The organism is Hymenobacter negativus, from assembly GCF_016056375.1.
In the GTDB taxonomy this organism is placed as follows: Bacteria; Bacteroidota; Bacteroidia; order Cytophagales; family Hymenobacteraceae; genus Hymenobacter; species Hymenobacter negativus_A.
In genome coordinates, this window is the sequence record NZ_JAEDAE010000008.1 from 1 (window position 1) to 12858 (window position 12858).

Annotated in this window: 11 protein-coding genes; 6 read left to right on the top strand and 5 right to left on the bottom strand. The window is 58.6% G+C overall.

Features of this window, described 5'->3' with window-relative positions:
* Positions 1–109 precede the first annotated feature (109 nt).
* Positions 110–1228 (bottom strand): mechanosensitive ion channel family protein, encoded by a 1119-nt coding sequence (locus I7X13_RS15885; RefSeq protein WP_198070044.1) that lies wholly within the window; start codon positions 1226–1228, stop codon positions 110–112.
* A gap of 172 nt (positions 1229–1400) precedes the next feature.
* Positions 1401–2663: an ABC transporter permease gene (locus I7X13_RS15890; protein ID WP_198070043.1), complete on the bottom strand. Its 1263-nt coding sequence runs from the start codon at positions 2661–2663 to the stop codon at positions 1401–1403.
* A gap of 295 nt (positions 2664–2958) precedes the next feature.
* Between I7X13_RS15890 and queA the strand changes: the two genes are divergently transcribed.
* Together queA and I7X13_RS15900 are read left to right on the top strand one after the other, a co-directional pair.
* Positions 2959–4008, top strand: a complete 1050-nt coding sequence (gene queA, locus I7X13_RS15895) for a tRNA preQ1(34) S-adenosylmethionine ribosyltransferase-isomerase QueA (RefSeq protein ID WP_198070088.1) — start codon at positions 2959–2961, stop codon at positions 4006–4008.
* A gap of 138 nt (positions 4009–4146) precedes the next feature.
* On the top strand, positions 4147–4893 hold the full coding sequence (locus I7X13_RS15900) for a 2-C-methyl-D-erythritol 4-phosphate cytidylyltransferase (protein WP_198076227.1): 747 nt from the start codon (positions 4147–4149) through the stop codon (positions 4891–4893).
* Positions 4894–4990: 97 nt separating this feature from the next.
* Here I7X13_RS15900 and I7X13_RS15905 read toward each other — a convergent pair whose 3' ends face one another.
* Entirely contained in the window at positions 4991–7465 is a 2475-nt protein-coding gene (locus tag I7X13_RS15905; protein ID WP_198076228.1) for a T9SS type A sorting domain-containing protein, read from the bottom strand.
* 888 nt (positions 7466–8353) lie between these two features.
* Positions 8354–9193: a hypothetical protein gene (locus tag I7X13_RS15910; RefSeq protein WP_198076229.1), complete on the bottom strand. Its 840-nt coding sequence runs from the start codon at positions 9191–9193 to the stop codon at positions 8354–8356.
* A 190-nt stretch (positions 9194–9383) separates the two neighbouring features.
* On the opposite strand from I7X13_RS15910, the gene I7X13_RS15915 reads away from it, so the two are divergent.
* From I7X13_RS15915 to I7X13_RS15930, 4 genes are all read left to right on the top strand, one after another.
* Positions 9384–9992, top strand: a complete 609-nt coding sequence (locus tag I7X13_RS15915) for a DUF4142 domain-containing protein (RefSeq protein ID WP_198070039.1) — start codon at positions 9384–9386, stop codon at positions 9990–9992.
* Positions 9993–10068: 76 nt separating this feature from the next.
* Entirely contained in the window at positions 10069–10671 is a 603-nt protein-coding gene (locus tag I7X13_RS15920; protein ID WP_198076230.1) for a DUF4142 domain-containing protein, read from the top strand.
* 234 nt (positions 10672–10905) lie between these two features.
* Positions 10906–11568 carry a DUF4142 domain-containing protein gene (locus I7X13_RS15925; RefSeq protein WP_198070037.1) on the top strand — a complete coding sequence of 221 codons (663 nt, stop codon included), beginning with the start codon at positions 10906–10908 and terminating at the stop codon, positions 11566–11568.
* A 99-nt stretch (positions 11569–11667) separates the two neighbouring features.
* Complete coding sequence (locus tag I7X13_RS15930) at positions 11668–12381, top strand: TMEM175 family protein (RefSeq protein ID WP_198076231.1); 714 nt, start codon at positions 11668–11670, stop codon at positions 12379–12381.
* Here the strand turns inward: I7X13_RS15930 and I7X13_RS15935 are convergent.
* Entirely contained in the window at positions 12374–12811 is a 438-nt protein-coding gene (locus I7X13_RS15935) for a hypothetical protein (RefSeq protein ID WP_198076232.1), read from the bottom strand. The genes I7X13_RS15930 and I7X13_RS15935 overlap by 8 nt on opposite strands.
* Positions 12812–12858 lie beyond the last annotated feature (47 nt).

Genomic DNA, 12858 nt, shown 5'->3' on the forward strand with positions numbered 1-12858 from the left:
GGGCGGTCTGCTGAACGGTGGCCTGGGCGGAATGCTCGGCGGCTTGTTTGGCGGCCGTTAGGCACGCGAATTCGCCCGGTTTTACCGGATTTTGTGGGCGAATCAGTGGTTAGGGTTTGGCCACCGGGGCCGCCACCACGGGCGCGCCGGCAAACAGGCCGCCGTGCTGCTCCACCACTTCGATGATGCTGTAATTAAGGTCTTCTTTTACGTTGAGGTACTCATCGTAGCTGGTGGTTTCCACAAAGTATTGCACGGTGACTTCCTTGCCGGCGGGCGTAAGGGCGTTGAATTTCATCTGCACGTCCTGGGTCACGAGTGGATGGGCCTGCATGGCCACCACGGCATCCGCAATGATGGCGTGGAGCTGGGCACTGGTGGTTTTCTGGTCGAAGGTGAGGGTGAAGCCCACGCGACGCGAGGTGCGCAGCGAAAGGTTATCCAGCGGCTTGTCAATCATGCTTTTGTTGGGCACGGTAACGTAGCTTTTTTCGGCGGTGCGCAGGCGGGTGCTGCGAAAGCCAATTTTCTCCACGGTGCCGCTCACGTCGCCGGCCGTCACAAGGTCGCCCACGCCGAAGGGCTGGTCGAGGAAGATGGTAAACGAGGCGATGAGGTTTTCGAGGCTTTCCTTGGCCGCGAAGGCCACCGCTAGCCCACCAATACCCAAGCCGCCGATGAGGGCCGTGACATTCACCCCAAACACCTGTCCCAGCGCCACCAGCACCGCGATGATGATGAAAAATACCTTCAGCAGGTCCTTGGCAAAGGGCAGAAACTGGTTGTCGAGGCGGGTGGGACTGCTGGCGGTTTCGCGCAGTGCAGCCCGGCGGGCCATCACCAGCAGGGCAAAATCGACGAGGCGCAGGGCCACCCGCGCCGCCGCCACAATGAAGGCCAGCGTCAGGGTTCGCAACAGCACCACCTCGTGCCAAGGCAGTTCGCCCGGACCGGCCGTGGGGCTGTGCGGGTACGTGAGCGTGGCCCCAGCCAGTTCCAGCGTCACGAGCAGCAGCAGCGTGGACAGCGGCTGGATAAGCAGGTCGTGCAGCTCTTCTTCCGTAACGCCGGCGGTGTAGCGCTTGGTGAGCGAAAACAGCAGCTTGCTGAGCAAACGCGAAAACAGCCGCCGGAATGCGCTACCTACCAACAGAATGAGTACCGCAATGAGGTATTGCCCGAGGGTATTGCCTAGGATTTGGTAATCAAGAAAGGCGGGTAAAGTCATGCAATAGCTCTGGTAACAGAGCGGTTTGATTTGGTAATGAACGTCATGAAAAAACAGTCATGCTGAGCGGAGCCGAAGCATCTCTACCGCAATACCATTCCTTACGATTAGGATTAGTTGCGCGGTAGAGATGCTTCGGCTGCGCTCAGCATGACGTTCTTCTTATTATCCCCTATTTGGCTCGAATGGCAATTACTGGGTCCAAATTCGCCGCCAGCACGGCGGGCACAATGCCGGCAATGATGCCAATGCCCACTGAAATAAGCAGCCCCAGCACCACCCGCGCCGCCGACATGGTGAGCGGCAGGGCATCCTGCGGAATCAGCGTCACAAGCCAGACCAGGAAGATGCCGGCCGCCCCCCCAATCAGGCACAGAAACACGGCTTCAAACAGAAATTGAAACAGAATGAAGAAGTTCTTCGCCCCCAACGACTTCTGAATCCCGATGATATTGGTGCGCTCGCGCACGCTCACAAACATGATGTTGGCAATGCCGAAGCCGCCCACCAATATAGCAAACGAGCCAATGACGCCGCCCACCAGGCCGATGACGCTGAACAGCTTGCCCACGGCCGAGGCAATCATCTCGGGGCGGTTCAGGGCGAAATTGTCTTCCTCGCGGGGCTTGAGGCCGCGAATGTTGCGCATCACGCCGCGCATTTCGTATTCCAGGTCGAGCAGGCCCACGTCTTCGTCGCGCCCTTTTACGGCGATGGTAGCGCTGGGGCCGCCGCCAAAACCGGTGGTACTGAGCGCGAACATCTTGGTGAACATCCCAAACGGGATGATGCAGTTGGCATCGTTGCTGGAGATAGTGATAAGCTTTTTGCCTTCCTTTTCCATCACGCCAATCACGGTGAAGGTCTGGCCGCGCGCCTTGAACTGACTGCCCAGCGCATTGCCATGCGGAAACAGGTTTTCGGCGATGGTAGCCCCGATAATGGCCACGGGCCGGGCGGCATCCATTTCCTGCACGGTGAAGTAGCGGCCTTCCTTGATGGGCACGTTGCTTACCACGCGAAAATCGTAGCTCACGCCCTGCAGCACGCAGTCGGCTACCGAGTTAGAGCCGGCTTTAAAGGTGTTGCCGCTGTTGGCGGCGAAGAGGGCGATGCCTTTGTTGTTCGGCCCGAGCTGCCGGCGCAGCTGCTGGTACTCGCGGGGCGTGGGTACGGGGCGCTGGAAATACTTCCACCACGGAAAATCCGAATCGAAGGCAAACGGCCACTTTGAGACGTAGATAATCTTGTCGCCCACAAAGTCGAGGCTGCTGCGCACGTTGGCTTCCAGCGAGTCGACGATGGTGAAAACGGCGATGATAGCGAAGATGCCAACCGTGACGCCCAGCAGCGACAGCACGGTACGCAACAGGTTGGATTTGAGAGCGTCCCAGGCAAAGAGAAAGCTTTCGAGGGTGAGGCGCAGATTCAGCATAAGGGCGGGCGGACACGGATAAAGCAGCTTCCGACCCCAAAAGACGGAAACCGGCGGGGAAGTTGCGCCCTTCCGTTGTGTGTGTTGTCATCCTGAGCGTAGCGAAGGACCTTATCACGCCTGAACTACCTAAACTACCGCAGGCCGCTCAGGCGTGATAAGGTCCTTCGCTACGCTCAGGATGACAGATGAATAAGTGGCTACTGTTTTCACCAAAAAAAACGAAATCCAAATAAAAGCCGTACTTTTGCCTCCCCAAAATTCCGTATCTTCCCCCAATTACTGCCCTATGGCGATGAAATTGCACGAGTTCAAATTTGAACTCCCTGAGGAGCTGGTGGCATTGCACCCCGCCCGCAACCGTGACGAAAGCCGCCTGATGGTGGTGCACCGCGCCACCGGCCAGATTGAGCACCGCAACTTTAAGGATATTCTCGACTATTTCAACGAGGGCGATGTAATGGTGTTCAACGACACCAAGGTTTTTCCGGCCCGCCTGTATGGCAACAAGGAGAAAACCGGCGCTAAAATCGAAGTGTTTCTGCTGCGCGAGCTGAACAAGGAGCTGCGCCTGTGGGACGTGCTGGTAGACCCCGCCCGCAAAATCCGCGTGGGCAACAAACTGTATTTCGGCGAGTCGGATATGGTGGCCGAGGTGATTGACAACACCACGTCGCGCGGCCGCACCATCAAGTTCCTATTCGATGGCACCGACGAGGAATTCCGCAAAGCGCTGTACGAGCTGGGCGAAACCCCGATTCCAAAAGAAGTTATCAACCGCGAAACCGAACCCGCCGACAAGGAGCGGTACCAGACCATCTACGCCGAGCACATTGGCGCGGTGGCGGCCCCTTCGGCCGGCCTGCACTTCACCCGCGAAGTGATGAAGCGCATGGAAATCAAGGGCGTGGAGCCGGCTTTTGTGACGCTGCACGTGGGCCTGGGCACCTTCCGCACGGTGGACGTGGAAGACCTGACCAAGCACAAAATGGATTCGGAGAACTTCATCGTGACGGCCCCGGCCTGCGAAGTGGTGAACAAGGCGCTTGATGCCAAGAAAAAGGTGTGCGCCGTAGGCACCACCACCATCCGCGCCATGGAGGCGTCGGTGTCGGCCAATGCCCGCATGAAGCCCACGCAGGGCTGGATTGACCGGTTCATATTCCCGCCCCACGACTTCAAAATTGCCAACTGCATGCTCACCAACTTCCACATGCCGGAAAGCACGCTTATCATGCTGGCGTCGGCCTTCGCCGGCTACCCGCTGCTGATGGAAGCCTACAAGGAAGCCATCAAGGAGAAGTATAAGTTCTTCAGCTACGGCGATGCCATGCTGATTCTGTAGGTTTGAGGGGCTTGGGGACTTCGGGACTTGGTTTTCGTTCTTGTCTCATTTGTCACTCAAGCCTATTCATTCTCTAGCTTTTGAGCGTCGGCATTCCTTCGGGAATGTCGACGCTTTTTTTGTTTGAACTTCGCATCGATGAAACTGAAGCGCTCCAGTACCCAGGCATCCAAGCCACTCCCCATCCAAGCCCCCAAGTCCCCAGGCTCCCAAGTCCCCAGATTTGCTATTCTGGTGGCGGGCGGCAGCGGCACGCGCATGGGGGCCGACCGGCCCAAGCAGTTTCTGCTGTTGCGCGGCGAGCCGGTGCTGCTGCACACGCTGCGCCGCTTTGCCGAGCCGGCGCTGGGCGTGACAGACATTGTGGTGGTGCTGCCGGCCGACCAGCTCGATACCTGGCAGGCGCTGTGCGCGCAATTCAGCGTAAACATTCCGCACCGGCTGGTGGCGGGTGGGGCCACCCGCTGGGCCTCGGTGAAGGCCGGCCTGGCTTCTTTGAAAGCCCACGCCGAGGGCCTGGTGGCGGTGCACGACGGCGTGCGCCCGCTGGTGTCGCGGCAGGTAGTGGAGCGCACCTATACGGCGGCGGCCACGCACGCCGCCGCCGCCGCCGCCGTGATGCCCAAGGACTCCGTGCGGCTGGTGTCGGCGCACGGCTCGGCGGCGCAGAACCGGAGCCGCCTGCGCCTGATGCAAACGCCTCAGACGTTTGAAATCGACCTGCTGCGCCGGGCCTACGCCATGCCCGAGCTGGCCAGCTTCACCGACGATGCGACGGTGGTGGACGACCTGTGCCGCGTGCAGCTGGTAGACGGCGACTACCGCAACCTGAAAATTACCACGCCCGAAGATTTGGTGGTGGCGGAGGCGCTGCTGGCGCAATAGCAGCTGATGATGCTGGTGCGTGAACGGCAGCAGTATTCACACCAAAAAGGCCCGTTCAAAGCTGGACGGGCCTTTTCTGTAGCAAGTGCCGAGCTATTTATTTGACGAGGCTGACGTGGTTGGTTTTGGTTTTGCCATCGGCTACCACCCGGTACGTGTAGATGCCGGTGGCCAATGACTCTCCTTTGAGCTTTACCGAACGGGTTTCGCCCCCTACCACTTCGCCATCAAAAAGCGTGGCCACCGCCACCCCAATGGCGTTGTAGACCTGCACAACCACGTGCCCCGACTTAGGCACCGAGAAATTAATGGTGGCATCCCGGTTGGTAGGGTTGGGGTAGGCTTCCGTCTGGATGCTCTGCTGCAAGACGGCCGCAGTAGCGGTCGAGCCTGCTGCTACCCGGCCAGCCGAAGCCGGGCAACTTTCGGCCTGACCACCACAAATGGTTGCGGCTGAAATGCACCCTCCGGCAGCCGCCGAAGCCGTAGCGGTAATGCTGAACCCTTTGCCGGCACGCAGCACAAAAACCAACGGCCCCGCGCTATAGGTAGTGCTTTGAGGATTTGCGCCGTCGGATTCCGTCAACAGGTACGTGGTGCCTACCACGGGGCTGCAAACCGTGAGGGTAGGCGAGGTGAGCGTGCCGCATAGTGTAGCTTCCTGAATAGTTACCGTGGGCCCGGCAGGTTTGGCATTTACCGTCACGGCCACGTCGCTGGTGGCGGCAGTACACACCGGGTTGGCCGAGCTGGTCACGGTCAGGCGCAGGGTCACGGTGCCGCTGCCTCCGCTTACCGCAACGGTCGGCGCGTAAGTACCGCCGTTGGTGATATTCACCGTCAGGCTACTGGGGTTGCTCTGCACAGCCCACGAGGGCGTACCGTTGCTGCCCGAGCCCGATAGAGCGAAGGCGTTGCCTGCTTCGACAGCACACTGCGCTGCTGGCGCGGTTCCCGCACTAGCCGTCGGAACCGGCTTCACCGTCACGGCTACATCGCTGGTCGCGGTACCGCAGGAAGGCGTAGCGCCGCTGGTCACAGTCAGGCGCAGGGTCACGGTGCCGGTGCCCCCTCTTACCGCAACGGTGGGGGCATAGGTGCCGCCGCTGGCGATGCTCACCGTCAGGTTGTTCGGGTTGCTCTGCACGGCCCAGGAGGGCGTACCGTTGCTGCCCGAACCGGCGAGCAAAAAGGAGTTGCCGGCCGTGACGGCGCATTGAGTGGCCGGTGCCGTGCCGGCGTTAGCCGTGGGGTTGGCATTTACGGTTACCACTACATCGTCGGGGGGCGACGAGCAGGTGGCCCCCACTTTTGTCACTGTGAGCGTGTAGGTGGTGGTGGCGCCGGGACTCACCGAAACCTGAGCCGTGGTGGCAAAAGGAGCCGCATTGCCTATGGCCCAGGAATAAGTGTAGCCCGACACGGCCGGGGTGCCAATGGTAGTAGAGCCACCGGCGCAAATGGCTTTGTCCGGGCCGGCATCAGCCGTCACGTTTATCTTGAGGTCCAGCGGAATGGGCTCCACGAAATCCGTCATGTTAGCCGACGAGGACTGGGATGATTTCGTGACCACCCACAGCGTTGAGATTTTCCCCACGCAGGTGGTTTGCACATTTCTGTACACGGCGGAAATATCGACGGCCACCTCCGCAAACAAATTGGTGTCATAGGACGAGCCTCCAAATGGTGCGTAGGGCACATTGCTCAGCACCACGCCGTTGGTGCGGCCAAAAGCAGCCCCAGCCGGCGGAGCCTGAATCTGCACCCACGTAAATGCCCCCGCCACCGACCGCCACTCCTCGTAGTAGAGGTTGGGCACGGTGCCGCCGTTCACAAACTCGGCCGTGATTTGAATATCCCCCACCGTGCGCCCGCCGTCCGGGCCCGCGCTGGTGAAGGAACCGTTGGTATTGCGGACCAGCGTTTTTTGCAGAAACTGGAAAGCCAGAAAGCTGTTGCCTTCCTTGGTGGCCCGGTCGCCGGCCATCATCACCCACGTGTCGCCGGCCAGGGTGCCCGGTCCCGTAGCAACTGCCGATTCCTCGATGAACACCAGGGCGTTATTGATGTCGTTTTTGGAAGGGTTCGGTCCCCCGGTTTTCCAGGTCACCGCCGTGTTGGGGTTCGAATCAATCTTGCTCCCACCCGAAAAGATGTCGTCTGTAGCCCCGTAAGAGTCTGTTTTATGAATCACCCGCTTCGGATTGGCAGTGGCGGGCACGGTGCCACTGGCCGACAGCACGCCGCCATACCCAGCGGCCGTTAGTGGGTTCGGCAGCCAGTCTCCGGCATTTGTGTAGCTAGCATCATCCCCAAAATAGGCGGTCAGGTCACCGTCAATCCCAAATCCGTTTGTCGCGGGTGTTGGCCGGGAGTTGGGGATGGGCACCGGGGCCACCCCTGGCGGCACGGCATTTTGGGCAAAAGCGCCAGTACTTAGCAGCAGCGCCGCAAATAGCACTCCGGCCGGGTGCCACAACTTCCAGCCCGGAAGAGCCAGAAAGCGAAGGAAACGAACGAGGAAGCTTGATTGGGCAAGCGAACGAGCAAGGGCGTGATAAGCGAGTTTCATGGGTGCGCAGGTAAAGGTGAATTGTTGACAGCAACAGCGCGAACGGACCGCAAAGCGGCCAACCCGGGCCTCCAGTGGAGAGCCGCAGGTGAAGCGAGACCAGAAAGCGGAGACAGTAGTCTGCCATTGCCTGGCTATTGGCCAGGAGAAAACCCCGTCAATCAGAAAGGGGGCTCCTTACCAGAATGCCACCCGGCGCGCTAAAGCGGCAAGTGGGCCGGCAAGCAGCGGCGATGTAATAAAGCTGTTGCTGATGCCCATATCAGCAAAGCGTTGGAATGACCGCCCGTGGGCTCAGGCAGTACGCGGAGGGCACAAGCATGGCTCCCAGCACAGGAGGACAGTCATGCTTTATTATTAATATTTAAATGTATATATTAATTTTGTTAATAAACATTATATTTGATTTTATTATTAAATTTTTTAATAAATCCATGTCAAATACTTTAGCCCTAGTTTCAATCATCTGTGCACATTAATGAGTAAAACACATCTGTATGAGGCAAATATAACTAGCAGCCAAGCGACCTCACCGAAATATAACAACCTTATGTATAACACATTAAACTAACATAGCCTGTATTCCATACTTCTCTTACCAATGGGGCCAGCAGCGAAGGCGGTTCGGCCAGGAAACAGATACAACCGCAGGGATGGCGCTCAGCCTCACTTTTGTATTTAGTGAGCACTCGATTGTGTTTGAGGGCTGCAATATCCAAATCGCATTGGACTGGCAGTGTTCCGGACTGCACCTGTGTAGCACTGCGCCCGCACTCCCCGAGCCTTGCGGCCGCTGATGCGCCTACCCGGCGGGCATAAAAAAAGGCAGCCCGTGGGCTGCCTTTTTTTATGCTTGAATGCTTGACCAGTCGGTTTGCCAAAAGGCGCTTACCGCAGGGCGATGGTTTTGGTATGACCATTCACGGTTACAGTAGCCACGTTGTCGCAGGTGCCAGTGCCGTAGTCCAGCGTCATGGTCTTGCTGTTGGTGTTGGTGATGCCAATGGTGCCCTGCACGAAATATTTGGGGCAGTCGGCGCGCTTGATGAGCGGGTTCTGGATGGTAGCGGTGTAGCCCACGTTTTTGCGGTTGGTGCCGGTGGCCGCGCCCGTTACGCTGTACACATCGTCCGAAACCTGCGGGGTATTGTAGCCTTCCTTGCAAGTAAACGTCCAGTTGGCCGTCCAGGAGTGGGTGCCGCCGTTGTTGGCCCGGATAATGCTGGCACTGTCGACAGCCACGGTGAACGAGCCCGCGCCGATGTCGGTGAAGGTACGGCGGGCGGTGTGCTGGTTATCGTTCACGAAATAGTTGCGGCGGGTAACGACGGCGCCGGCCGTGCGGCGGTTTACATCGGAGGTGAAGCGCACCAGGATTTTGCCCCGGCGGTAGCGCCCATCCACGCACAGGCAATTGGTGGTGCCAAAGTCGATGGTGAGGGTCTTGGTGTTGAAGTCGTAGCTGCGGGTGGCGCAGTTGCCAAAGCGGTTTTTGAAGTCGTTTTCGCCAATCAGGTAGGCCGAGCCCTGGGTCTGGGCATCAACGGGGCCCGCCATTTGGAAGGCTTCCGAGCTCATGGCCGTTTCGGAGTTGTCGTCGCTGCGGTCCTCGGCCGTGGTAATGTCGTCGGAAGGCGTGGCGTCGTTGTTGCGGTTGCAGCTGGCGGTGAGCAGCGCGCCGCTGGCGAGGCAGGCAAAGGCGAGTGAACGGAGAGAAAGGGTACGCATGACGGTGAGAGAAAAAGTAAGTATATGAATGGGAATGTTGAACGGCGGTTGTGGTCGGTTGGAAGCAAAGGTGCTGTGCAGGTTTAACCCAGCCGTAAAAAAACTTCTCGCGGCCCGCAAAAAACCCAGCCCGGGGGGAGTCGTATAGCTGACGTATTGGGCCATATGGCTTATTCCCAACTTATTTACCATGCGGCCCTCCCCTCTTCTCTCCAGGCCACTGCGGCTGTTTAAATGGGCGGCCGTGGCGCTGCCGCTGCTGGCAGCCTGCTCATCGGGCGACGGCAGCAACGATGCCGTGGACGCGGCCATGGCCCAGAACGAAAAGAAAATTGACGCCGCCGACATCACCAAAAAGCAGGAGGCCGACGCTGAATTTCTGGTAAAAAGCACCAGCAATGCCCTGCTCGAAGTAGAGCTGGGCAAGCTGGCGCAGGCCCGCGCCACCTCCCCCACCGTGCGCAGTTACGGGGCCCGCCTAGTGCCGCAGCGGCTGGAGCTGCTGGGTACCCTCCGCGCCCTGGCCGCTGCCAAGGGCCTGACTGTGCCCGCCGCCCTCGGCGACGACGAGCAGGAAGCCTACCACGAGGCCAGCACCCAGGCCGGCACCCAGATTGACAAGCACCTGATGGCGCTGCTGGTGAAAGCCCAGAAGCAGGACGAGGACGCCTTCGACGATATGAGCGACGATGCCTACGACGGCGACATTCGCGGTTTTGCGGCCAAATTCCACGACCCGGTGCAGGAACAGCTTGATGCGGCCAAAGAGACGGCCGACGTAGCCAAAAAGCTACCCTAAGCGGCGGTTTTTCAGCAAATTTTCATCAGTGCGGAATCATCTTACCGCATTCAGTTCACCAACCCATCCTCTTGCCATGAAACGCTCGTTCATCGCCCTGCTCAGTGCTGCTACGCTGCTCATTAGCGCCGCCGGCTGCAATTCTAACGACTCCGTGAAAGAAGCCCAAAAAGTTAACGAAGTGAAAGCCGACAGTGCCACGGCCAACACCGACATGGGCAAAATTGAGGAAAAAGGCATGGACTACGACTCCAAGTTCATGACCAAGGCCGCCAGCGGTGGCATGCTCGAAGTAGAAATGGGCAAGCAGGTGGCGGCCCGCGCCGTGACGCCCGAAGCTAAGAAATACGCCCAGCAAATGGTGGCCGACCATACCAAAGGCAATGCCGAACTGATGGCCCTGGCCGCCAAAAAGAACATTACCCTGCCCACCACCCTCGGCGATGACCACCAGAAAGTGTTGAAAGATGTGGTGGAAGAAAAAGGCGTGAAAATGGACCAGGAGTATATGAAGGAGATGCTGAAGGACCACGAGGAAGATGTGAAGGAGTACACCGATGCCTCTATCAAAGCCGCCGATCCCGATATCAAAGCCTTCGCCGCCAAAACCGTCCCGATGCTGAAAATGCACCTCGATATGGTAACCAAAATGAAGCTAACGGTGGACGCGGCTAAGTAGCTTTCCGCCCGGTATTTGCCTTCGGCAATCAGCCCGTTCCGGTTTTCCGGAACGGGCTTTTTTGTTTTTTTCGAACGCTACTTTATTGACATTCAACAGATGAGCTTAGTCGTAAAATAGCATTGGGGATGTAACATCTGCTGCTGAATCTTGCGTACTGCCTGTATTGCTGGTGCTTCTTAATGCTGGTTTGTTCTTCCGTTTTACGTTCCAATCACCCATTTCTTCAACATTATGAAACGCTCCCTTCTTCCGCTGCTGGCCTCGGGCCTGCTCACGCTGGCCGCCTGCGGCGACGCCAACAAATCGACCACCGAAAGCAGCACCGACAGCAACATGGCCAACACGCCCGCTGCCGGGGCCGACACTTCTGCCGCGGCCACGCCCGCATCGGGCGACAGCAGCGCTATGAGCGGCTCGATGGGCGGCGCGGCCAAGGCCGACCCCAACGGCCCGACCGGCCCTCACAAAGACGACAAGGAATTCATGATGACGGCCGCCCACAGCGACCAAAATGAGATTCAGCAAAGCAAAATGGCTTTGGCTAAGGGCGTGACCGGTATGGCCAAGGAAATGGCCAACAAGATGATTGCCGACCACACCAAATCGACGGCCGACCTGAAAAAGATTGCCGCCAAAAAGGGCGTGACCCTGCCCACCGACATGGACGCCGAGCACAAGGCAATGGCCCCGGCCATGGAAAAGCTGTCCGGCAAAGAGTTTGAGGCCAAGTACATTTCGCAGATGCAGACCGACCACCAGAAGACGGCCAACACCATGGCCGCCCACGAAAAAATGACCCAGGACGCTGACCTGAAAGCTTTCATCGGCAAAACCCTGCCCGTGGTGGAGCAACACCTGGGCATGGCCAAACAAAGTTCGGACATGAAGATGTAGCCCGCTCGGCAACATCAACCCTAAGCCCATCTGCCTGGCGCAGATGGGCTTTTTTTTGTTTCTTTCCGCAAAAAACTCCTTAAATCTATATTGATTTTTATGTCGCACGCGCCTGATACTGCCTTCGACCACCACGACCGTACCGAGTTTCAGCTTGAGCGCCTCATTCTGTTTTCGGATGCCGTGTTTGCCATTGCCATCACGCTGCTCATCATCGAAATCAAGGTACCCGAACTGCACGAGCGCACCAACCATGCGGCCTTTGTGTCGCTGCTGCGGCTCATTCCCAAGTTCGTGGGCTTTTTTATCGGCTTCTTTGTGATTGCCACGTACTGGGCGGCGCACCACCGCATCTTTCGGTTTGTGCGGCGCTACGACGACGGGCTGATTTGGCTGAACATCTTTTTCCTGCTCAGCATCGTGCTCATGCCCTTCACCTCGGCCTACTACGGCGAGTACCCGATGCTGCGTGTGCCGTTTGTGCTGTACTGCGCCAGTGTGATGGGCACGGGCTTGCTGCAAATGCTGATGCAGCGCACGCTGGCCAACCCCAAACGCAACTACGTGTACCCCGAGGCCCTCGCCCACCCCGACCTGGACCTGGGCCGTCCCCTGATTCCGACGGCAGTATTCGCCCTGGGCATTGTGCTGACTTTGGTGTTTCCTCACTCGTTCATCAGCCGCCCGGTCTTCATACTAATTTTCCCATTCATGATGCTCTACGGCAAGCGCTATAAGCGCCTGCAACGCGAGTACGAAGCCCGGCAGCCAGTGCACCAAACCCAGCCGGCGCAGCAGGAACAGCTTATTTAGCCGCGGGCCCGACGGCGGTGGCTTCCCATTGCAGCTCGTAGGAGTCGCAGCGCAGGGCGTTGATGTTCATGCGGAAGCGGCCGCTGGCGGTTTTGCCCACAATTTTGCCGCCCAGGTCGAAGCACCAAGCGGTGGCCCCGCCATTCGGCGGCTCGCAGATACGGCCCGCAATGGTGCCGTTGCTTACGGCAAAGGTGCCCTTGGTGGGGCCGGCCGCGCCCAGCATTTCCAGCTTCCCGTCGCAGCGCCAGTAGCCCTTGAAAGTGAAGTCGCGAATGGTTTTGCCGTCGGGCGCGAGCACGAAACTCAGGGTATTGCCTTTGAGGCCGTTACTGAATTTGCCTTCGAAACGGGTGCCAGCCTGGGGCGCGGCGGGGATGTTGGTGGCGCTCAGGAGCGTTAGTAATGGAAACAGTAACAATGTTCGCATAGCTGTGGAAATGAAAAGAGGCCGGCAAATAACCATTTGCCGGCCTC